This window comes from Bradyrhizobium sp. IC4060 (genome assembly GCF_020193715.1).
GTDB classification, from domain to species: Bacteria; Pseudomonadota; Alphaproteobacteria; order Rhizobiales; family Xanthobacteraceae; genus Bradyrhizobium; species Bradyrhizobium yuanmingense.
The window spans coordinates 253,701-272,829 of sequence record NZ_JADYVJ010000005.1 but is presented as its reverse complement, the minus strand read 5'-3'; the positions used below and the strand labels follow the sequence as shown (position 1 = coordinate 272,829).

Genomic DNA, 19,129 nt, shown 5'->3' with positions numbered 1-19,129 from the left:
TTCATCTTTCCTTCAGCCGCAAAAGCGCTTGTGCTATGGCGCCTTAGACCGGTGGTCCCGCCAAGGGGGCAGGGCCGGAAGACCACGGAACTCTCATGCTTGATCTCGCAATCGTAGGCGGCGGCCCCGGCGGGCTGATGAGCGCCTGGTACCTGAAGCGCAAGCTCGGCGACCTCTGCCGCGTCACCATCTACGAGGCCTCCGACAGGCTCGGCGGCAAGATCGTCACCCGCAAGTTCGATTCGGCGCCCGCGATGTACGAGGCCGGCGTTGCCGAGATCTACGACTACTCCATGACAGGCCCGGATCCTCTGCGCGAGCTGATCCAGCATTTCGGCCTTCAGACCATTCCGATGGATGCCGAGCAGGTGCAGTTCGGCGGTGAGCTGCTCAACGACGTTCCCGGCATGCGCCGCAAATACGGCGCCAGGACTGCCGCCGCGATCGAAGCCTTCCGCAAGCGCTGCGCCGAGGTGATGTCGCCGGTGGAATATTACGAGGGCGTCGGCGCGCACGACAACGAACATCCCTGGGCCTACAAGACCGCCGAGCAGGTGCTCGACGAGGAGGTCGAGGACGTCACCGCAAAGCGCTTCTTCAAGGTGATGGCGCGTTCCGACATCGCGACCGAGAGCCACAACACCAACGGGCTCAACGCGCTCAAGAACTATCTGATGGACGTCGACGGCTATATCGGCCTCTATTCCATCCAGAACGGCAACGAGCAGCTGATCGAATGCCTGCAGTCGGAGGTCAATGCCGACATCCAGCTCAATCACCGCGTGCTCACCGTCGGCAAGGCGCCGACCGGCCGGTATCAGCTCAAGATGATGAACGGCAAGGGGCCGGAGACCCGTGACTTCGATCTCGTGCTGGTCTGCCTGCCGCATTCCTGGCTCGCCACTCTCGGCTGGGAGGGCGAGCAGCTGCGCAGGTCGATGGTCAAGCACGTGGCCTATTTCGACCGTCCCGCGCACTATCTGCGCGTCTCGATCCTGTTCGACGAGCCGTTCTGGGGCGACAAGATTCCGGGTGCCTGGTTCATGTCGGAAGCCTTCGGCGGCTGCTGCGTCTACAACGAGGGCGCACGTCACGACGTCGGCAAGCATGGTGTTCTGAATTGGCTCATTCCCGGCTCCGATGCGCTGGCTTTTGCCAATCTGTCGGACCAGGAGCTGATCGAGGCCGCCCTGAAATCGCTGCCGGCTTCTCTCGGCGATGCGCGTCTGCACTTTATGGAAGGCAAGATCCACCGCTGGCTGTCCTCGGTGAACGCGCTGCCTGGTGGTTTGCCCGCGCGCGACGTCATGACCAATCACCGGCCCGAGCCGAAGGAGCACCCCGGCATCGTGGTGGTCGGCGACTATCTGTTCGATTCGACGCTGAACGGCCTACTGGATTCCTCGGACGCGGCGACCGACATCATCCTGACCGAGATGATGCGCCTGCGCCGCCAGCGCGCGCAGGACGACAAGCCGCTCTCGGACAAGATCGATCGCAAATATTTCGAGAATTATCGCGGTCTCGGCCCCTATCATCAGGCATGGCGGCACTTCACCGATCCCGACTACCTGACGAAGCTGATCGGCATCGTCTGGGGCGGGGCGGCGGGCGCCAAGCTGCTGGTCGCGGGCTCCGCCAGCGGCGAACTGGTCGGCGCCCTGCGCGATCGCGGCATCGATGCATGGGGAATCGAGAACAACCGCGCGATCCACGCCAGGACGCCGAAATCGCTGAAGAAGTACAACAAGCTCGGCACGATCACCGACATGCCGTTCAAGGACGGCACGTTCGACTTCGTGTTCGAGACCAGCCTCTGCCACGTTTCCCCCAAGCAAGTGGTCCGCGCGATCCGCGAGCTCAACCGCGTGGTCAAGACCGGGCTCGTGTTCGGCTCCATCACCTCGGACATGGCGCCGGCATTGATCGACCGCTACGACCTCCTGCGCGGAGTCAAGAAGCTCGGCACCTGGTGGGAATGGTCCGAACTGTTCTTCGGCAACGGCTTCGACCTATCGATGCACCGCAAGGATTGCACCGATGCGCTGTGGGAGGCGACGCTCGCCGCCAACAAGGGGCCGGGGCAGTGGTACGCCGACGCGGACAGCTTGCGCTATTCCTTCTTCGACAAGGTCGAGGACGAGGACTAGCCTGGGGGACGCCAACCGAATTCGCCAATTGTTTTGCCGAATTCATCTTGATCGCATAGAATCGGTGCAATAGCGGTTGCCGCTATTTCCTGCGTTCTCTGCGGTCATGCCGGCCGTCAGCATCGGTTGGTTTCATGGCATCCAAGCCTTTCTTGCCTGGCGACAAGCCTCGATCTCCCGATCAACAGAAGCTCGCCGCGGAGGAGGCGGCCGGGCTCGATGGCAAGCTCGCCGACGCTGCCAAGCCGGATCTCGAGGACGACGAGGACGCCGAAGACGAGGGGGATGACGAGCTGGAGCTCGACGAGGACGATGAGGACGAGGACCTCGTCGTCTTTACCGCGCGCGAAGCCGCCGGGGCCCTTGCGACCATTGTCGGGTTCGTCAAGCCCTATCTCTCCAACTACAAGCGGATGCTGTCATTCGTGGCATTCGGCGTCGTGGTCGAGACGTTGTTCAACGTCATCATGCCGCTCAGCCTCAAGTTCCTGATCGACGATGCGCTCGGCGAGGAGGATTTTCAGGCGCTCTACAAGATCCTCGGCGTGCTCGCCGTCGCCGGCATTTTCACCTCGATCGTTGCAGTCTGGTACGAACGCTGGGACGCGCGACTTGCCGCTTGCATCATCTCCGATGTCCGCACACGCCTGTTCGAGCACGTCCAGGACCTGCCCGCCGCCTATTTCGGCCGCACCAGGCGCGGCGAGATCCTGTCGCGCTTCTCGGTCGATCTCTCGGCCTTCGAAGGCTCGGTCAAGACGTTCGCCAACAGTGCCGCGCTGCCGTTCCTGGAGCTGATCGCCGGCATCATCCTGATGCTGTTCCTCAACTGGCAGCTCGCCGTCGTCGCGCTGCTGGTGTTCCCGATCACGCTGATCGGCCCGCGGATCCTGACGCCGAAGGCGGTGCAGGCCAATTACGAACAGAAGCTCAATGAATCGGCGTTGCTGGGCCAAGTCCAGGAGAACGTGGCCGCCCAGGCGGTCATCAAGGCGTTCAGCCTGCAACGCAAGATGTTCGGCTTCTTCCGGTTGCGCAACGACGAGACCCGCAACAAGATGGCCTCGGCCACATTCCTCTCGACCATGGTGGAGCGGACAGTCACCATCTCGGTGCTCCTCCTGCACCTTGTGGTGCTCGCGATCGGCGCGTATCTGGCGACCAAGGGCCATATCACCATCGGCACCTTCGTCACTTTCGAGAGCGCGTTCTGGGAGGTCTCCTACAACATCGCCCATGTGATGCATTTCATCCCGGTGTCGATCTCCTCGGCCGCCGCGATCCGCCACATTCAGGAATTGCTCGACGAGCCGACCCGCAGCGCCGATCGCCCGGGCGCACCCGATCTGCCGCGCATCACCCACGACATTACATTCGATCACGTCACCTTCCAGTACGAGGGTGGTCAGACGCCGGTGCTGGACAATCTCAGCCTCAAGCTCGACGCCGGCAAGCGCATCGCGATCGTCGGTCCGAGCGGCTCCGGCAAGAGCACGCTGCTCAATCTGATCCTGCGGCTCTACGTGCCCGACGAAGGCCGCGTCACCATCGACGGCGTCGACGTCCGCAAGGTGACGCTGGACTCGCTGCGCCGGAGCATGGCGGTGGTGTTCCAGGAGAACATGCTGTTCAACATGTCGATCCGCGAGAACATCCGGCTCGGCAAGGAGGGCGCAACCGACGAGGAGGTGGAGGAGGCGGCCAAGAAGGCCGAGATCCACCGCTACATCATGAGCCTGCCGCAGCGCTACGACACGCCGGTCGGCGAGCGCGGCGACACGCTGTCGGGCGGCCAACGCCAGCGCATTGCGATCGCGCGCGCGATCATCCGCAACCCCTCCGTGCTGCTGCTGGACGAAGCCACCTCAGCGCTGGACCAGACCACCGAGGCCGCGATCAACCGCACGCTGCTCAGGGTCGCCAAGGGCCGCACCATGATCTGGTCGACCCACCGCCTGACCTCGGTGGTCGAGATGGACGAGATCATCGTGATTTCAGGGGGCAGGGCGATCGAGCGCGGTTCCCATGCCGAGTTGCTCGCCAAGAATGGCACCTATCGCAAGCTGTGGAACGACCAGATCCACCAGCCCCATGGCGCGGCAGCTCATGCCGACGCCGACCGCAATGATGACGACGAGGACGAAGACCTCGATGACGATGAGGACGACGAGGAGGAGTAACCGCGGGCGGTGAGCTTCGAGCGGCCGCGTCTGATCGTCTCGTCTCACGGCAATGCGCGGTTCAGCGTCGACTCGTCGATTCTCTGATGCAAGGCGTTCGGCCGCCGCGCGCCGCGTTTTTTCGCACGGATGGTTTGGGGCAAGAGCCATTCGCGGATCGACCAGTCCGGGCTGAAGCCGCGTCACACCGGGCATCGCGGCGGGCCGGGAAAAGCTGGTAGACCGGCCACCAGCCAACAAACTGAGCGCAGGCAGGAAAAAAGCCCCTCAGTTTGGTAATAAAACTACATTAAGCCCGGGTAAAATTGTTCTCAGATCTGGCAAGTCAGTCGCCTCGGTCCTATATCAGGCAGGCGCGGGGAGGCGGCGAAGAGGCGATTTTTTGCAGGCGCATGAAGCGCTTTGTGACTGTCGTTTCACCTTGACTTGACCGATTCTCACTTATAGAAAGCGCCTCACTTAACGACAGGCGGTGAGCATCGCCAGCGTCGGAACGGGCCACCCGTTGATCCCCAAAGACTAGATCTGCCAGGGGTCGCAAAGACGGGCACCAACCTCGACGAATGCCGCTCAAACGCTGTCGATCATAGCTAGGCAATGCCAGTGCGACTTTAGTTCTCTCGAGCACGTTCTCTTGAGATCGAATTCGGATGCATGACCTCAGTGCGCGGGCCGCGGCGTTACGCTGAACGGCTTCGAGACTGCGGTCCTCTGTGGCGTCGAAGCGCTTTCCGCTCGTTGATGGAGCGGTTGGCGCAATTTCGCTTTGCGCGGATCATTCGCGCCAGGCGGCCCGTTCGGGCGGGTAGCTCGAGCAGAATTTGCGGACCCGGTGACGGGCCGCGGCAAGACAGCGGACCCGAGAGGGGCCGCGGCAGAAAAAGGGTGAAGGCCAGTATGCCGACGATCAACCAGCTGATCGCTCAACCGCGGGAAGTGCAGAAGTCGCGCAAGAAGGTGCCGGCGCTGCAGCAGTCGCCGCAGAAGCGTGGTGTTTGCACGCGCGTCTACACCACGACCCCGAAGAAGCCGAACTCGGCGCTTCGTAAGGTTGCCAAGGTGCGCCTGACCAACGGCTTCGAGGTGATCGGCTACATCCCCGGCGAGGGCCATAACCTCCAGGAGCACTCGGTGGTCATGATCCGCGGCGGCCGCGTCAAGGACTTGCCGGGCGTGCGCTATCACATCCTCCGCGGCGTTCTGGACACCCAGGGCGTCAAGAACCGTAAGCAGCGTCGTTCGAAGTACGGCGCCAAGCGTCCGAAGTAAGCGGGAACCAAGCCTATGTCTCGTCGCCACTCTGCGGAAAAGCGCGAAGTTCTTCCGGATCCGAAGTTCGGGAACATCATCGTCACGAAGTTCATGAACTCGGTGATGTACGCCGGCAAGAAGTCGGTTGCGGAAGGCATCGTCTATGGTGCGTTCGGCATCATCGAATCCAAGACCAAGCAGAACCCGCTCGGCGTGTTCGAGCAGGCGCTCGAGAACGTCATGCCGACCATCGAGGTCCGCTCCCGCCGCGTCGGCGGCGCGACCTACCAGGTTCCGGTCGAGGTCCGCTCGACCCGCCGGCAGGCGCTCGGCATTCGCTGGCTGATCGCGGCTGCGCGCGAGCGCAACGAGAAGACCATGACCGAGCGGCTCTCGGCGGAGCTCTTGGACGCATCGAACAACCGGGGGAACGCCGTCAAGAAGCGCGAAGACGTGCACCGCATGGCGGAAGCCAACCGCGCCTTCTCGCACTACCGCTGGTAACGGCGACACACTCGGACTCGCAAGGAACGACCCATGCCCCGCCAACATGCCATCGAGGACTACCGTAACTTCGGTATCATGGCGCATATCGACGCCGGCAAGACCACGACGACCGAGCGCATCCTCTATTACACCGGCAAGAGCCACAAGATCGGCGAAGTGCACGAAGGTGCCGCGACGATGGACTGGATGGAGCAGGAGCAGGAGCGTGGCATCACGATCACCTCGGCTGCGACCACCGCGTTCTGGAACGGCAAGCGCCTGAACATCATCGACACGCCCGGTCACGTCGACTTCACCATCGAAGTCGAGCGTTCGCTCCGCGTGCTCGACGGCGCCGTCTGCGTGCTCGACTCCAACCAGGGCGTCGAGCCGCAGACCGAGACCGTCTGGCGCCAGGGCGACAAGTACAAGGTTCCGCGCATCGTCTTCGCCAACAAGATGGACAAGATCGGTGCCGACTTCTTCAAGTGTCTGGCGGACATTGTCGACCGTCTGGGCGCCAAGCCCGTCGCGATCCAGCTTCCGATCGGTGCCGAGAACAACTTCAAGGGTCTTGTCGACCTCGTGAAGATGAAGGGCGTCGTCTGGAACGACGAGTCGCTCGGTGCCAAGTTCGACTATGTCGACATTCCGGACGACCTCGTCGACCAGGCCAAGGAATACCGCGAGAAGATGGTGGAAGCCGCCGTCGAGCTCGACGACGATGCCATGGCCGCCTATCTCGATGGCAAGGAGCCGGACGAGGCGACCCTGAAGCGCCTGATCCGCAAGGCGGTGCTGACCGGCGCGTTTTATCCCGTGCTGTGCGGCTCGGCCTTCAAGAACAAGGGCGTGCAGCCGCTGCTCGACGCCGTGGTCGACTATCTGCCGTCGCCGCTCGACGTGCCCGCGATCAAGGGCACCGACGACAAGGGCAACGAGGTCGTGCGCAAGGCGGACGACAAGGAGCCGCTGGCGCTGCTCGCGTTCAAGATCATGGACGACCCGTTCGTCGGCACCATCACCTTCTGCCGCATCTATTCCGGCATCCTGCAGAGCGGCACCGGCGTCGTGAACTCGACCCGCGAGAAGAAGGAGCGGATCGGGCGCATGCTGTTGATGCATGCGAACAACCGCGAGGACATCAAGGAAGCCTATGCCGGCGACATCGTCGCGCTGGCCGGTCTGAAGGAAGCGCGCACCGGTGACACGCTGTGCGATCCCGACAAGCAGGTCATCCTTGAGAAGATGGAATTCCCCGAGCCGGTCATCGAGATCGCGATCGAGCCGAAGTCCAAGGCCGACCAGGAGAAGCTGGGCGTGGCGCTGGCCAAGCTCGCCGCGGAGGATCCGTCCTTCCGCGTGTCGACCGACCACGAGTCCGGCCAGACCATCCTCAAGGGCATGGGCGAACTCCACCTCGACATCAAGGTCGACATCCTCAAGCGCACCTACAAGGTCGACGCCAACATCGGCGCGCCGCAGGTGGCGTTCCGTGAGCGCATCACCAAGCGGGTGGAGCACAGCTACACCCACAAGAAGCAGACCGGCGGTACCGGCCAGTTCGCGGCCGTGTCGTTCATCGTCGAGCCGAACGAGCCCGGCAAGGGCTTCGAGTTCGAATCGAAGATCGTCGGTGGCGCGGTGCCGAAGGAATACATCCCGGGCGTCGAGAAGGGCCTGGAGAGCGTGCTGTCGTCCGGCGTGGTCGCGGGCTTCCCCGTGGTCGACGTCAAGGTGCAGCTGGTCGACGGCAAGTATCACGACGTCGACTCGTCGGCGCTCGCCTTCGAAATCGCCTCGCGCGCCTGCTTCCGCGAAGCGCTGCAGATGGGCAAGTCGGTCCTGCTCGAGCCGATCATGAAGGTCGAGGTGGTGACCCCGGAAGACTACACCGGCTCGGTCATCGGCGACCTGAATTCCCGGCGCGGTCAGATCCAGGGGCAGGACATGCGCGGCAACGCCAACGTCATCAACGCGATGGTGCCGCTCATGAACATGTTCGGTTACGTGAACAATCTGCGCTCGATGAGCCAGGGTCGCGCGACCTTCACCATGCAGTTCGATCACTACGCAGAAGCGCCGGCCAACGTGTCGGCAGAAGTCCAGAAGAAGTTTGCCTGATTGTCGTCGGTTGAAAGCTGACGATTGAACGGAGAGTCAAATGGCCAAAGCAAAGTTTGAACGTACCAAGCCGCACTGCAACATCGGCACCATCGGTCACGTCGACCATGGCAAGACGTCGCTGACCGCGGCGATCACCAAGGTTCTCGCCGAAGCCGGCGGTGCGACGTTCACCGCGTACGACCAGATCGACAAGGCGCCGGAAGAGAAGGCCCGCGGCATCACCATCTCGACCGCGCACGTCGAGTACGAGACGCCGAACCGCCACTACGCCCACGTCGACTGCCCCGGCCACGCCGACTACGTCAAGAACATGATCACCGGCGCTGCCCAGATGGACGGCGCGATCCTGGTTGTGTCGGCCGCTGACGGCCCGATGCCGCAGACCCGCGAGCACATCCTGCTCGCCCGCCAGGTCGGTGTGCCCGCGCTCGTCGTGTTCCTCAACAAGTGCGACATGGTCGACGATCCGGAGCTGCTCGAGCTCGTCGAGCTCGAAGTCCGCGAGCTGCTCTCCAAGTACGAATTCCCCGGCGACAAGATCCCGATTATCAAGGGTTCGGCGCTCGCCGCTCTCGAAGACTCCGACAAGAAGCTCGGCCATGACGCCATCCTCGAGCTGATGAAGAACGTCGACGAGTACATCCCGCAGCCGGAGCGTCCGATCGACCAGCCGTTCCTGATGCCGGTTGAAGACGTGTTCTCGATCTCGGGCCGCGGCACCGTCGTGACCGGCCGTGTCGAGCGCGGCGTCGTCAAGGTCGGCGAGGAGATCGAGATCGTCGGTCTCCGCGCCACCCAGAAGACCACCGTCACCGGCGTCGAAATGTTCCGCAAGCTGCTCGATCAGGGCCAGGCCGGCGACAACATCGGCGCGCTGCTCCGCGGCACCAAGCGCGAAGACGTCGAGCGCGGCCAGGTTCTGGCCAAGCCGGGTTCGGTCAAGCCGCACACCAAGTTCAAGGCCGAGGCCTACATCCTCACCAAGGAAGAGGGCGGTCGCCACACCCCGTTCTTCACCAACTACCGTCCGCAGTTCTACTTCCGCACCACCGACGTGACCGGTGTCGTGCACCTGCCGGAAGGCACCGAGATGGTGATGCCGGGCGACAACATCGCGATGGAAGTGCACCTGATCGTGCCGATCGCGATGGAAGAAAAGCTCCGCTTCGCGATCCGCGAAGGCGGCCGCACTGTCGGCGCCGGCGTCGTCGCCTCGATCATCGAGTAACAACGCGAATAGGGAATGGCGAGTGGCGAATAGTTTCTATTCGCTATTCGCTACTCGCCACTCACTAAGAAAGATTCGGCAATGAACGGCCAAAACATTCGTATCCGTCTCAAGGCGTTCGACCATCGTATCCTCGATACGTCGACCCGTGAGATCGTGAACACGGCGAAGCGCACCGGCGCGCAGGTCCGCGGACCCATTCCGCTGCCCACCCGCATCGAGAAGTTCACCGTCAACCGTTCGCCCCACGTCGACAAGAAGAGCCGCGAACAGTTCGAGATGCGCACTCACAAGCGCCTGCTCGACATCGTCGATCCGACCCCGCAGACCGTCGATGCTTTGATGAAGCTCGACCTGGCCGCCGGTGTCGACGTCGAGATCAAGCTCTAAGATTTTGGATCCCGTTCGCCAAAAGCGGACAAAGAGAACAGGAAGCAAGCCGATGCGCTCCGGAGTGATCGCACAAAAGGTCGGGATGACGCGGGTCTTCACGGAGGCCGGCGAACATATCCCCGTGACCGTGCTGAAGCTCGGCAATTGCCAGGTCGTAGGCCACCGCACCGAAGAGAAGAACGGTTACGTGGCGCTCCAGCTCGGTTCGGGCAGCCGCAAGACCGTCTACATGCCGAAGGCCGAGCGCGGCCAGTTCGCGGTCGCCAAGGTCGAGCCGAAGCGCCGGGTCGAGGAATTCCGCGTCACCGCGGACGCCATGATCCCGGTCGGCGCCGAGATCCAGGCCGACCACTTCGTCGTCGGCCAGTTCGTCGACGTCACCGGCACCTCGGTCGGTAAGGGCTTCGCCGGCGGCATGAAGCGCTGGAACTTCGGCGGTCTGCGCGCCACGCACGGTGTGTCGATCTCGCACCGCTCGATCGGTTCGACCGGTGGCCGTCAGGACCCCGGCAAGACCTGGAAGAACAAGAAGATGCCCGGCCACATGGGTGTCGACCGCATCACCACGCTCAACCTTCGCGTCGTCCAGACCGATGTCGAGCGCGGCCTGATCCTCGTCGAAGGCGCCGTTCCCGGCTCCAAGGGCGGCTGGATCCGCGTGCGCGACGCCGTCAAGAAGCCGCTGCCGAAGGAAGCCCCGAAGCCCGGCAAGTTCAAGGTTGCTGGCGACGCGGAAGCCGCTCCGGCTGCGCAGGAGGCGTGAGATGGAATTGAAGGTCACCACCCTCGAAGGTAAGGAAGCCGGCTCCGTCCAGCTGTCCGACGCCATTTTCGGCCTCGAGCCGCGCGAGGACATCATCGCGCGCTGCGTGCAGTGGCAGCTCAACAAGCGCCAGGCCGGCACGCACAAGGCCAAGGGCCGCGCCGAGATCTGGCGCACCGGCAAGAAGATGTACAAGCAGAAGGGCACCGGCGGTGCTCGTCACGGCTCGGCCCGCGTGCCGCAGTTCCGCGGCGGCGGTCGTGCCTTCGGTCCGGTGGTGCGTTCGCACGCCACCGACCTGCCGAAGAAGGTCCGTGCGCTCGCTCTGAAGCATGCGCTCTCGGCCAAGGCCAAGGACGGCGATCTCGTCGTGATCGAGAAGGCCGCGCTGGAAGCCGCCAAGACCAAGGCGCTGCTCGGCCACTTCTCGGGCCTCGGCCTCACCAACGCGCTGATCATCGACGGTGCCGAGCTCAACAACGGCTTCGCGGCTGCGGCTCGCAACATCCCGAACATGGACGTGCTGCCGATCCAGGGCATCAACGTCTATGACATCCTGCGCCGTCAGAAGCTCGTTCTGACCAAGGCCGCCATCGATGCGCTGGAGGCGCGCTTCAAATGAGCAAGAACATCGAGCCTCGCCACTACGACGTGATCCTGTCGCCGGTCGTGACCGAAAAGGCGACGATCGCCTCGGAGCACAACAAGGTGCTGTTCAAGGTGGCCGCCAAGGCGACCAAGCCGCAGATCAAGGAAGCGATCGAGAAGCTGTTCGACGTCAAGGTCAAGAGCGTCAACACGCTGGTCCGCAAGGGCAAGGTCAAGGCCTTCCGCGGCACCATCGGCTCGCAGTCGAACAGCAAACGCGCGATCGTGACCCTCGAAGAGGGTCACCGGATCGACGTCACCACCGGTCTGTAAGGTCGTACGACGATGGCACTGAAGACATTCAATCCCACGACGCCGGGCCAGCGCCAGCTGGTCATGGTCGATCGTTCGGCCCTCTACAAGGGCAAGCCGGTCAAGGCGCTCACCGAAGGCAAGAAGTCCTCGGGCGGCCGCAACAACACCGGCCGCATCACCGTGCGCTTCCGCGGCGGTGGTCACAAGCAGACGCTGCGTACCGTCGACTTCAAGCGTGAGAAGATCGACGTGCCCGCGACCGTCGAGCGTCTCGAGTATGATCCCAATCGCACCGGTTTCATCGCCCTGATCAAGTATCAGGACGGCGAGCAGGCCTACATCCTGGCGCCGCAGCGCCTGGCGGTGGGTGACACGATCATCGCCGGCAATTACGTCGACGTGAAGCCGGGCAACGTCATGCCGCTCGGCAACATGCCGGTCGGCACGATCATCCACAACATCGAGGTCAAGATCGGCAAGGGCGGCCAGCTGGCGCGTTCCGCCGGCACCTACGCCCAGCTCGTCGGCCGTGACCAGGATTACGTCATCATCCGCCTGAACTCGGGCGAGCAGCGCCTGGTGCACGGTCGTTGCCGCGGCACGATCGGCGCGGTGTCGAACCCGGATCACATGAACACCTCGATCGGCAAGGCCGGTCGCAAGCGTTGGATGGGCCGCAGGCCGCACAACCGCGGTGTCGCGATGAACCCGATCGACCATCCGCACGGCGGTGGTGAAGGTCGTACCTCGGGCGGCCGCCACCCGGTCACCCCGTGGGGCAAGCCGACCAAGGGCAAGAAGACCCGCACCAACAAGTCGACCAACAAATTCATTCTCCTAAGCCGCCACAAGCGGAAGAAGTAAGGAACGCCGGACATGGTTCGTTCAGTCTGGAAAGGCCCGTTCGTCGAGGGTTCTCTGCTCAAGAAGGCAGATGCCGCGCGCGCGTCCGGCCGTCACGACGTCATCAAGATCTGGAGCCGTCGCTCGACGATCCTGCCGCAATTCGTCGGCCTGACCTTCGGCGTCTACAACGGTCAGAAGCACGTGCCGGTGGCCGTGAACGAGGAAATGGTCGGTCACAAGTTCGGCGAGTTCTCGCCGACCCGGACCTTCCATGGCCACTCCGGCGACAAGAAAGCCAAGAAGGCTTGAGGATTAAACGATGAGCAAACCTAAGCGCGAACGGAGCCTCGCCGACAACGAGGCCAAGGCGGTCGCCCGGATGCTGCGGGTGAGCCCGCAGAAGCTCAACCTGGTCGCCCAGCTCATTCGCGGCCGGAAGGCGTCTGCCGCGCTCGCCGACCTGCAGTTTTCGCGCAAGCGGATCGCGGTCGACGTGAAGAAGTGCCTGGAATCGGCGATCGCCAACGCCGAGAACAACCACGACCTCGACGTCGACGATCTCGTCGTGGCGCAGGCCTTCGTCGGCAATGGCCTCGTGATGAAGCGCTTCGCCGCCCGCGGCCGCGGCCGCTCGGGCCGTGTCTACAAACCGTTTTCGCAGCTGACGATCATCGTTCGTCAGGTCGAAGCTGAAGCCGCCGCTTAAGGGCGCAGGAGAACACGATGGGTCAAAAGATCAATCCGATCGGTCTGCGTCTCGGCATCAACCGGACCTGGGATTCCCGCTGGTTCGCCGGCAAGCAGGAATACGGCAAGCTGCTGCACGAGGACGTCAAGATCCGCGAGATCCTGCACAAGGAGCTCAAGCAGGCGGCCGTCGCCCGCATCGTGATCGAGCGTCCGCACAAGAAGTGCCGCGTCACCATCCACTCGGCCCGTCCGGGCGTGGTGATCGGCAAGAAGGGCGCCGACATCGACAAGCTGCGCAAGAGGGTCGCGGACATCACCTCGTCCGACGTCGTCATCAACATCGTCGAGATCCGCAAGCCGGAGCTCGATGCGACGCTGGTGGCCGAATCGATCGCGCAGCAGCTCGAGCGCCGCGTGGCGTTCCGCCGTGCCATGAAGCGCGCCGTGCAGTCGGCAATGCGTCTCGGCGCGGAGGGCATCCGCATCAACTGCTCGGGACGTCTGGGTGGTGCGGAAATCGCGCGCATGGAGTGGTACCGCGAAGGCCGCGTGCCGCTGCACACGCTGCGTGCCGACATCGACTACGGCGTTGCGACCGCGTTCACGACCTTCGGCACCTGCGGCGTCAAGGTCTGGATCTTCAAGGGCGAGATCCTCGAGCACGATCCGATGGCCCAGGACAAGAGAATGGCCGAAGGCGAGACCGGCGGCAGTGGCGATCGCGGTGGCCGTCAGCGCCGCGAGACGGCCGCTGCCTAAGGCCAGACAGAAATTTGAGGGCTTAAAGCCATGATGCAACCTAAGAAAACGAAGTTCCGGAAGGCGCATAAGGGCCGCATCCACGGCGTTGCGTCTTCGGGCGCGACGTTGGCGTTCGGCCAGTTCGGCCTGAAGGCGACCGAGCCTGAGCGCGTCACCGCGCGCCAGATCGAAGCCGCCCGCCGCGCGCTGACCCGCCACATGAAGCGCGCCGGCCGCGTCTGGATCCGCGTGTTCCCCGACGTTCCGGTGTCGAAGAAGCCGGCCGAAGTCCGCATGGGCTCCGGCAAGGGTTCGCCGGAATTGTGGGTCGCGCGCGTCAAGCCGGGCCGGGTGCTGTTCGAGATCGATGGCGTCAACACCCAGACGGCGCGTGAGGCGCTGACCCTGGCGGCCGCCAAGCTGCCGATCAAGACGCGCTTCGTCGAGCGCATTGCGGAGTAATGGCCATGGCACAGATGAAGATCGAAGACATCCGCGCGATGAGCCCCGACCAGCAGGATGAGGCCATCCTGAACCTGAAGAAGGAGCGCTTCAACCTGCGCTTCCAGCGCGCCACCGGGCAGCTCGAGAACACCTCGCGCCTGCGCGAGGCCCGCCGCGACATCGCCCGGATCAAGACCATCGCCGCGCAGACGCGCGCGAAGAAGAAGTAAGAGGCTTACGAAGATGCCGAAACGTACTTTGCAGGGCGTGGTCGTCAGCGACAAGCAAGCCAAGACCATCGTGGTGCGCGTCGACCGCCGCTTCACGCACCCGATCTACAAGAAGACGATCCGTCGTTCGAAGAACTACCACGCGCACGACGAGAGCAACCAGTTCAAGCCGGGCGACATGGTGTGGATCGAGGAAACGAAGCCGATTTCGAAGTTGAAGCGCTGGGTCGTGATCCGGGGCGAACACAAGAAAAGCGCCTGATCTGTTGGCTTTAGCCGACTGACTTCAGGGAAATGTTGAGCGCCGGCTGGGCTGGCGCAAAGAGAAAGAGGACGAGGTGCATCAATGATTCAGATGCAGACCAACCTCGACGTGGCCGACAATTCTGGCGCACGCCGTGTCATGTGTATCAAGGTGCTCGGAGGCTCCAAGCGCCGCTACGCCACGATCGGCGACATCATCGTCGTGTCGATCAAGGAAGCCATTCCGCGTGGCAAGGTGAAGAAGGGCGACGTGATGAAGGCCGTCGTGGTGCGCGTCCGCAAGGACATCCGCCGCGCCGACGGCTCGGTCATCCGTTTCGACCGCAACGCCGCCGTGCTGATCAACAACCAGTCCGAGCCGGTCGGCACCCGTATCTTCGGGCCCGTGCCGCGCGAGCTGCGCGCCAAGAACCACATGAAGATCATCTCGCTCGCGCCGGAGGTGCTGTGATGGCTGCGAAGATCCGCAAGGGCGACAAGGTCGTCGTGCTGACCGGCCGCGACAAGGGCCGCACCGGCGAAGTGTTCGAGGTTCGCCCCGACGCCGGCACCGCGCTGGTGCGCGGCATCAACATGGTCAAGCGTCACCAGAAGCAGACGCAGGCCCAGGAGGGCGGCATCATCTCGAAAGAGGCGCCGATCCAACTGTCCAACATCGCGTATGTCGGCAAGGACGGAAAGCCGACCCGCGTCGGATTCAAGATTCTGGCGGACGGCAAGAAGGTCCGCATCGCCAAGAGCTCGGGAGCTGAGATCGATGGCTGAGGCCGCTTACACGCCGCGCCTGCGCGCGGAATATGACGCGAAGATCCGCACGGCTCTGACCGAGAAGTTCGGTTACGAGAACGTCATGCAGGTTCCGCGCCTGGACAAGGTTGTGCTGAACATGGGCGTTGGCGATTCCGTCAACGACCGCAAGAAGGCCGAGACCGCCGCTGCCGAATTGACCCAGATCGCCGGCCAGAAGGCGATCGTCACCTATTCGCGCATCGCGATCGCGACCTTCAAGCTGCGTGAGAACCAGCCGATCGGCTGCAAGGTCACGCTGCGCAAGGCCCGCATGTACGAGTTCATCGATCGCCTGGTGAACGTCGCGCTGCCGCGCGTGCGCGACTTCCGCGGCCTGAACCCGAAGAGCTTCGACGGCCGCGGCAACTACTCGCTCGGCATCAAGGAGCACATCATTTTCCCCGAGATCGACTTCGACAAGGTCACGGAAGCCCGCGGTATGGACATTACCGTCTGCACCACGGCCAAGACCGACGAAGAGGCGAGGGCCTTGTTGACCGCTTTCAATTTCCCGTTCCGGCAGTGAGACGCTGACTTAGAGCCTCTCAAACGCGGATACCCAGGAGCCAAGCATGGCAAAGAAGAGTTCAGTCGAGAAGAACAACCGGCGCAAGCGGATGGTGAAGAACGCCGCCGCCAAGCGCGAGCGGTTGAAGGCGATCATCGCCGACAAGACGCTGCCGATGGAGGAGCGGTTCGCCGCGACCCTGAAGCTGGCGGAAATGCCGCGCAACTCGTCGGCGACCCGCATCCGCCTGCGTTGCGAGCTGTCGGGCCGTCCGCGCTCGAACTATCGCAAGAACAAGCTGTCCCGTATCGCGCTGCGCGAACTTGGCTCCAAGGGCATGGTCCCGGGCCTCGTGAAGTCCAGCTGGTAAGGAGGGTCGTTTAGATGTCTACGCACGATCCAATCAGCGATCTGATCACCCGTATCCGCAACGCGCAGATGCGTTCGAAGACCAAGGTCTCCACGCCCGGCTCGAAGATGCGCGAGAACGTGCTCGAGGTTCTGAAGGCCGAGGGCTACATCCGCGGTTACGCCACGCTCGAGCACTCCTCGGGCCGCAGCGAGATCGAGATCGAGCTGAAGTATTTCGACGGCGAGCCCGTCATTCGCGAGATTGAGCGCGTTTCCAAGCCCGGGCGCAGAGTCTACGCCTCGGTGAAGAACCTGCCGCGGGTGAACAACGGTCTCGGCATTTCGGTGTTGTCGACGCCGAAGGGGATCATGGCCGACCACAGCGCGCGCGACGCGAATGTGGGCGGTGAAGTCCTCTTCACGGTGTTCTGAGAAGGATTTTTCATCCATGTCACGAGTTGGCAAAAGGCCTGTGGCGGTTCCGTCGGGTGTGACCGCGACCGTCGATGGGCAAACCGTCAAGATGAAGGGGCCGAAGGGCCAGCTTCAGTTCGTCGTCCACGACGACGTCGAGGTGAAGCTCGAGAACGGCCAGGTCAAGGTCAAGCCGCGGACCGAGACCAACCGCGCGCGGGCCCTCTACGGCACCGCTCGCGCCCAGGTCGCGAATCTGGTCGAAGGCGTCACCAAGGGTTTCGAGAAGAAGCTCGAGATCACCGGCGTCGGCTATCGCGCCGCGATGCAGGGCAAGAACCTGCAGCTCGCGCTCGGCTACAGCCATGACGTGATCTACCCGATCCCCGAGGGGATCACGATCACCGTGCCGAAGCCGACCGAGATCACGGTGGCGGGCAGCGACGTCCAGCGCGTCGGCCAGGTCGCCGCCGAGATCCGCTCCTATCGTCCGCCGGAGCCCTACAAGGGCAAGGGCGTGAAGTATGTGGGCGAATTCATCTTCCGCAAGGAAGGCAAGAAGAAGTAACGGAGCCGGTCATGTCGAAAGCCAAGGTTACGAATGCCCGGCGCAAGCGGAGTGTGCGGCTGAAGCTGCGCCGTTGCGCCGGCGGCCGTCCGCGCCTGTCGGTGTTCCGCTCGTCCAAGCACATCTACGCCCAGGTCATCGACGACCTGAAGGGCGAGACGCTGGCCTCTGCTTCGTCGCTCGAGAAGTCGATGCGCGACGGCGGCAAGACCGGCGCCGACATCGATGCGGCGAAGGCGGTCGGCAAGCTGCTGGCCGAGCGCGCTGCAGAGAAGGGTGTCAAGGAAGTCGTGTTCGATCGCGGCAGCTATCTCTATCACGGGCGCGTCAAGGCTCTTGCCGATGCAGCGCGTGAGAGTGGGCTGAGCTTCTAACAGAATTTGAGGATTGAGGCGTAAGTCTCTGAAGGATTAGAAAAATGGCAGAACGCGAACAACGTGGTGGACGCGATCAACGCGGCGGCGGACGTGAACGCAGGGAGCGCGAGGAGCGCGACAGCGAGTTCGTCGACAAGCTCGTCCACATCAACCGCGTGGCCAAGGTCGTCAAGGGCGGCAAGCGCTTCGGTTTCGCAGCGCTGGTCGTGATCGGCGACCAGAAGGGCCGCGCCGGCTTCGGTCACGGCAAGGCGCGCGAAGTGCCCGAGGCGATCCGCAAGGCGACCGAGTCCGCCAAGCGCAACCTGACGCGGGTGTCGCTGCGCGAGGGCCGCACGCTCCATCACGACATCGCCGGCCGTCATGGCGCGGGCCGTGTCTATCTGCGTGCAGCTCCGGCCGGTACCGGCATCATCGCCGGTGGCCCGATGCGCGCCGTGTTCGAGACGCTCGGCGTCCAGGACGTGGTGGCGAAGTCGATCGGCTCGTCGAACCCGTACAACATGGTGCGCGCGACCTTCGACGCGCTGAAGCACCAGGATTCGCCGCGTTCGGTCGCAGCCCGCCGCAACATCAAGGTGTCCACCCTCCAGTCCCGTCGTATCGGCGGCGATGCCGAGGCGGCCGCCGACTAACGGAAGCTTTTCGGAGTAGACTCCCATGGCCAAGGCCGCAAAGACGATCAAGGTCGAGCAGACCGGCAGCGCGATCCGCCGCCACCACTCGCAGCGTTCGACCCTGATCGGGCTCAAGCTCAACAAGATCGGCCGCACCAGCGAACTGCCGGATACCCCGGCGGTCCGCGGCATGATCGAGAAGGTTCACCATCTCGTCCGCATCATCGACGAGAAGTAAGCAAAGGCGCACGGTCCCGGAGAGCGGGAAGCGGTTTTCGGTGAAGATCGTGCGCAAGACACAAGGAGAAGGGCGATGAAGCTCAGCGATATCGCCGACAACGCCGGCTCGCGCAAGAAGCGTATGCGCGTCGGCCGCGGCATCGGTTCCGGCAAGGGCAAGCAGTCCGGCCGCGGCGGCAAGGGCCAGACCGCGCGTTCGGGCGTGCGCATCAAGGGTTTTGAAGGCGGCCAGATGCCGATGCATCGCCGTCTGCCCAAGCGCGGCTTCAACAACATCTTCCGCGTCGAGTTCGCCGAGATCAATCTCGACCGGCTCCAGGAAGCGGTCGACGCCAAGAAGATCGACGCCGGCAGCGTCGTCAACGTCGAGGCCCTGGTGAAAGGCGGCGTGCTGCGCCGCGCCAAGGGCGGCCTGCGGCTGCTCGGCCGAGGCGAGCTCAAGTCCACGCTCAACATCGAAGTGCACGGCGCCAGCAAGACCGCGATCGCCGCGGTCGAGAAGGCCGGCGGTTCGGTGAAGATCCTCGCCCAGCCCAAGGAAGAAGGCGAGGCGGCGTAACAACTGCGTC

The 19,129-nt window shown here is 63.6% G+C and carries 27 protein-coding genes; all 27 read left to right on the top strand.

The annotated features are described in order from the left end of the window. The first annotated feature begins 95 nt into the window (after positions 1 to 95). The 27 genes from I6F16_RS19595 (at position 96) to rplO (ending at position 19,119) form a co-directional block, all read left to right on the top strand. Positions 96 to 2,150 carry an FAD-dependent oxidoreductase gene (locus I6F16_RS19595; RefSeq protein ID WP_225113228.1) on the top strand — a complete coding sequence of 685 codons (2,055 nt, stop codon included), beginning with the start codon at positions 96 to 98 and terminating at the stop codon, positions 2,148 to 2,150. 134 nt (positions 2,151 to 2,284) lie between these two features. After that, positions 2,285 to 4,330 (top strand): ABC transporter ATP-binding protein, encoded by a 2,046-nt coding sequence (locus tag I6F16_RS19590; protein ID WP_225113227.1) that lies wholly within the window; start codon positions 2,285 to 2,287, stop codon positions 4,328 to 4,330. Between the two features lie 897 nt (positions 4,331 to 5,227). Next, positions 5,228 to 5,599 (top strand): 30S ribosomal protein S12, encoded by a 372-nt coding sequence (rpsL, locus tag I6F16_RS19585; RefSeq protein WP_007603006.1) that lies wholly within the window; start codon positions 5,228 to 5,230, stop codon positions 5,597 to 5,599. Positions 5,600 to 5,614: 15 nt separating this feature from the next. Continuing rightward, positions 5,615 to 6,085 carry a 30S ribosomal protein S7 gene (rpsG, locus tag I6F16_RS19580; RefSeq protein ID WP_018647239.1) on the top strand — a complete coding sequence of 157 codons (471 nt, stop codon included), beginning with the start codon at positions 5,615 to 5,617 and terminating at the stop codon, positions 6,083 to 6,085. 33 nt (positions 6,086 to 6,118) lie between these two features. Then, positions 6,119 to 8,191: an elongation factor G gene (fusA, locus tag I6F16_RS19575; protein WP_225173948.1), complete on the top strand. Its 2,073-nt coding sequence runs from the start codon at positions 6,119 to 6,121 to the stop codon at positions 8,189 to 8,191. A gap of 40 nt (positions 8,192 to 8,231) precedes the next feature. Continuing rightward, entirely contained in the window at positions 8,232 to 9,422 is a 1,191-nt protein-coding gene (gene tuf / locus I6F16_RS19570; RefSeq protein WP_025036994.1) for an elongation factor Tu, read from the top strand. Between the two features lie 81 nt (positions 9,423 to 9,503). After that, positions 9,504 to 9,812, top strand: a complete 309-nt coding sequence (gene rpsJ, locus I6F16_RS19565; protein ID WP_002712302.1) for a 30S ribosomal protein S10 — start codon at positions 9,504 to 9,506, stop codon at positions 9,810 to 9,812. Between the two features lie 52 nt (positions 9,813 to 9,864). Next, complete coding sequence (gene rplC / locus I6F16_RS19560; protein WP_025036993.1) at positions 9,865 to 10,578, top strand: 50S ribosomal protein L3; 714 nt, start codon at positions 9,865 to 9,867, stop codon at positions 10,576 to 10,578. Between the two features lies 1 nt (position 10,579). Next, positions 10,580 to 11,200 carry a 50S ribosomal protein L4 gene (gene rplD, locus I6F16_RS19555; protein ID WP_018647243.1) on the top strand — a complete coding sequence of 207 codons (621 nt, stop codon included), beginning with the start codon at positions 10,580 to 10,582 and terminating at the stop codon, positions 11,198 to 11,200. Continuing rightward, positions 11,197 to 11,499, top strand: a complete 303-nt coding sequence (locus I6F16_RS19550; RefSeq protein ID WP_025036992.1) for a 50S ribosomal protein L23 — start codon at positions 11,197 to 11,199, stop codon at positions 11,497 to 11,499. The genes rplD and I6F16_RS19550 overlap by 4 nt, the downstream gene beginning before the upstream one ends. Before the next feature lie 12 nt (positions 11,500 to 11,511). After that, positions 11,512 to 12,345, top strand: a complete 834-nt coding sequence (gene rplB, locus I6F16_RS19545) for a 50S ribosomal protein L2 (RefSeq protein ID WP_024342450.1) — start codon at positions 11,512 to 11,514, stop codon at positions 12,343 to 12,345. Between the two features lie 12 nt (positions 12,346 to 12,357). Then, positions 12,358 to 12,636: a 30S ribosomal protein S19 gene (gene rpsS / locus I6F16_RS19540; RefSeq protein ID WP_008136357.1), complete on the top strand. Its 279-nt coding sequence runs from the start codon at positions 12,358 to 12,360 to the stop codon at positions 12,634 to 12,636. Between the two features lie 10 nt (positions 12,637 to 12,646). Further along, positions 12,647 to 13,033, top strand: a complete 387-nt coding sequence (gene rplV, locus I6F16_RS19535; protein ID WP_008549264.1) for a 50S ribosomal protein L22 — start codon at positions 12,647 to 12,649, stop codon at positions 13,031 to 13,033. 17 nt (positions 13,034 to 13,050) lie between these two features. Next, entirely contained in the window at positions 13,051 to 13,776 is a 726-nt protein-coding gene (rpsC, locus tag I6F16_RS19530; protein WP_036011029.1) for a 30S ribosomal protein S3, read from the top strand. A gap of 30 nt (positions 13,777 to 13,806) precedes the next feature. Continuing rightward, positions 13,807 to 14,220, top strand: coding sequence for a 50S ribosomal protein L16 (gene rplP / locus I6F16_RS19525; RefSeq protein ID WP_008136349.1), 414 nt, complete (start codon positions 13,807 to 13,809; stop codon positions 14,218 to 14,220). A 5-nt stretch (positions 14,221 to 14,225) separates the two neighbouring features. Next, on the top strand, positions 14,226 to 14,432 hold the full coding sequence (rpmC, locus tag I6F16_RS19520; protein ID WP_025036989.1) for a 50S ribosomal protein L29: 207 nt from the start codon (positions 14,226 to 14,228) through the stop codon (positions 14,430 to 14,432). A 13-nt stretch (positions 14,433 to 14,445) separates the two neighbouring features. Beyond that, positions 14,446 to 14,694, top strand: a complete 249-nt coding sequence (gene rpsQ, locus I6F16_RS19515; RefSeq protein ID WP_024342452.1) for a 30S ribosomal protein S17 — start codon at positions 14,446 to 14,448, stop codon at positions 14,692 to 14,694. 84 nt (positions 14,695 to 14,778) lie between these two features. Then, positions 14,779 to 15,147 carry a 50S ribosomal protein L14 gene (rplN, locus tag I6F16_RS19510; protein ID WP_007603030.1) on the top strand — a complete coding sequence of 123 codons (369 nt, stop codon included), beginning with the start codon at positions 14,779 to 14,781 and terminating at the stop codon, positions 15,145 to 15,147. Next, positions 15,147 to 15,461, top strand: a complete 315-nt coding sequence (gene rplX, locus I6F16_RS19505) for a 50S ribosomal protein L24 (protein ID WP_011088142.1) — start codon at positions 15,147 to 15,149, stop codon at positions 15,459 to 15,461. Before rplN ends, rplX begins: the two co-directional genes overlap by 1 nt. Next, on the top strand, positions 15,454 to 16,011 hold the full coding sequence (gene rplE, locus I6F16_RS19500) for a 50S ribosomal protein L5 (RefSeq protein ID WP_025036988.1): 558 nt from the start codon (positions 15,454 to 15,456) through the stop codon (positions 16,009 to 16,011). The genes rplX and rplE overlap by 8 nt, the downstream gene beginning before the upstream one ends. Positions 16,012 to 16,057: 46 nt before the next feature. Further along, positions 16,058 to 16,363 carry a 30S ribosomal protein S14 gene (gene rpsN / locus I6F16_RS19495; RefSeq protein WP_028137018.1) on the top strand — a complete coding sequence of 102 codons (306 nt, stop codon included), beginning with the start codon at positions 16,058 to 16,060 and terminating at the stop codon, positions 16,361 to 16,363. A 14-nt stretch (positions 16,364 to 16,377) separates the two neighbouring features. Beyond that, positions 16,378 to 16,776 carry a 30S ribosomal protein S8 gene (rpsH, locus tag I6F16_RS19490; RefSeq protein WP_024342456.1) on the top strand — a complete coding sequence of 133 codons (399 nt, stop codon included), beginning with the start codon at positions 16,378 to 16,380 and terminating at the stop codon, positions 16,774 to 16,776. Positions 16,777 to 16,792: 16 nt separating this feature from the next. After that, positions 16,793 to 17,326: a 50S ribosomal protein L6 gene (gene rplF / locus I6F16_RS19485; protein WP_036011036.1), complete on the top strand. Its 534-nt coding sequence runs from the start codon at positions 16,793 to 16,795 to the stop codon at positions 17,324 to 17,326. Positions 17,327 to 17,337: 11 nt separating this feature from the next. Continuing rightward, the gene (rplR, locus tag I6F16_RS19480) at positions 17,338 to 17,700 is read left to right on the top strand and encodes a 50S ribosomal protein L18 (protein WP_036011039.1); all 363 of its coding nucleotides are present in this window, start codon (positions 17,338 to 17,340) and stop codon (positions 17,698 to 17,700) included. 44 nt (positions 17,701 to 17,744) lie between these two features. After that, a complete protein-coding gene (gene rpsE / locus I6F16_RS19475; RefSeq protein WP_025036985.1) occupies positions 17,745 to 18,338 on the top strand; it encodes a 30S ribosomal protein S5 in 594 nt (197 codons plus the stop codon). A gap of 25 nt (positions 18,339 to 18,363) precedes the next feature. After that, positions 18,364 to 18,558, top strand: coding sequence for a 50S ribosomal protein L30 (rpmD, locus tag I6F16_RS19470; RefSeq protein ID WP_025036984.1), 195 nt, complete (start codon positions 18,364 to 18,366; stop codon positions 18,556 to 18,558). Positions 18,559 to 18,633: 75 nt separating this feature from the next. Continuing rightward, on the top strand, positions 18,634 to 19,119 hold the full coding sequence (gene rplO, locus I6F16_RS19465; protein WP_225173947.1) for a 50S ribosomal protein L15: 486 nt from the start codon (positions 18,634 to 18,636) through the stop codon (positions 19,117 to 19,119). The last annotated feature ends 10 nt before the right edge of the window (positions 19,120 to 19,129 follow it).

Bases quoted from the DNA above. Each gene is read 5' to 3' on its own strand.
- rplB (WP_024342450.1), top strand. From the start codon at position 11,512: ATGGCACTGAAGACATTCAATCCCACGACGCCGGGCCAGCGCCAGCTG.
- rplX (WP_011088142.1), top strand. From the start codon at position 15,147: ATGGCTGCGAAGATCCGCAAGGGCGACAAGGTCGTCGTGCTGACCGGC.
- rplN (WP_007603030.1), top strand. From the start codon at position 14,779: ATGATTCAGATGCAGACCAACCTCGACGTGGCCGACAATTCTGGCGCA.
- I6F16_RS19550 (WP_025036992.1), top strand. From the start codon at position 11,197: ATGAGCAAGAACATCGAGCCTCGCCACTACGACGTGATCCTGTCGCCG.
- rpsS (WP_008136357.1), top strand. From the start codon at position 12,358: ATGGTTCGTTCAGTCTGGAAAGGCCCGTTCGTCGAGGGTTCTCTGCTC.
- rpsQ (WP_024342452.1), top strand. From the start codon at position 14,446: ATGCCGAAACGTACTTTGCAGGGCGTGGTCGTCAGCGACAAGCAAGCC.
- rplE (WP_025036988.1), top strand. From the start codon at position 15,454: ATGGCTGAGGCCGCTTACACGCCGCGCCTGCGCGCGGAATATGACGCG.
- I6F16_RS19590 (WP_225113227.1), top strand. From the start codon at position 2,285: ATGGCATCCAAGCCTTTCTTGCCTGGCGACAAGCCTCGATCTCCCGAT.
- rplV (WP_008549264.1), top strand. From the start codon at position 12,647: ATGAGCAAACCTAAGCGCGAACGGAGCCTCGCCGACAACGAGGCCAAG.
- tuf (WP_025036994.1), top strand. From the start codon at position 8,232: ATGGCCAAAGCAAAGTTTGAACGTACCAAGCCGCACTGCAACATCGGC.
- rpsN (WP_028137018.1), top strand. From the start codon at position 16,058: ATGGCAAAGAAGAGTTCAGTCGAGAAGAACAACCGGCGCAAGCGGATG.
- rplO (WP_225173947.1), top strand. From the start codon at position 18,634: ATGAAGCTCAGCGATATCGCCGACAACGCCGGCTCGCGCAAGAAGCGT.
- rpsH (WP_024342456.1), top strand. From the start codon at position 16,378: ATGTCTACGCACGATCCAATCAGCGATCTGATCACCCGTATCCGCAAC.
- rplR (WP_036011039.1), top strand. From the start codon at position 17,338: ATGTCGAAAGCCAAGGTTACGAATGCCCGGCGCAAGCGGAGTGTGCGG.
- rpsJ (WP_002712302.1), top strand. From the start codon at position 9,504: ATGAACGGCCAAAACATTCGTATCCGTCTCAAGGCGTTCGACCATCGT.
- rpsL (WP_007603006.1), top strand. From the start codon at position 5,228: ATGCCGACGATCAACCAGCTGATCGCTCAACCGCGGGAAGTGCAGAAG.
- rpsG (WP_018647239.1), top strand. From the start codon at position 5,615: ATGTCTCGTCGCCACTCTGCGGAAAAGCGCGAAGTTCTTCCGGATCCG.
- rpmC (WP_025036989.1), top strand. From the start codon at position 14,226: ATGGCACAGATGAAGATCGAAGACATCCGCGCGATGAGCCCCGACCAG.
- rplF (WP_036011036.1), top strand. From the start codon at position 16,793: ATGTCACGAGTTGGCAAAAGGCCTGTGGCGGTTCCGTCGGGTGTGACC.
- rpmD (WP_025036984.1), top strand. From the start codon at position 18,364: ATGGCCAAGGCCGCAAAGACGATCAAGGTCGAGCAGACCGGCAGCGCG.
- rpsC (WP_036011029.1), top strand. From the start codon at position 13,051: ATGGGTCAAAAGATCAATCCGATCGGTCTGCGTCTCGGCATCAACCGG.
- rplP (WP_008136349.1), top strand. From the start codon at position 13,807: ATGATGCAACCTAAGAAAACGAAGTTCCGGAAGGCGCATAAGGGCCGC.
- rplC (WP_025036993.1), top strand. From the start codon at position 9,865: ATGCGCTCCGGAGTGATCGCACAAAAGGTCGGGATGACGCGGGTCTTC.
- I6F16_RS19595 (WP_225113228.1), top strand. From the start codon at position 96: ATGCTTGATCTCGCAATCGTAGGCGGCGGCCCCGGCGGGCTGATGAGC.
- fusA (WP_225173948.1), top strand. From the start codon at position 6,119: ATGCCCCGCCAACATGCCATCGAGGACTACCGTAACTTCGGTATCATG.
- rplD (WP_018647243.1), top strand. From the start codon at position 10,580: ATGGAATTGAAGGTCACCACCCTCGAAGGTAAGGAAGCCGGCTCCGTC.
- rpsE (WP_025036985.1), top strand. From the start codon at position 17,745: ATGGCAGAACGCGAACAACGTGGTGGACGCGATCAACGCGGCGGCGGA.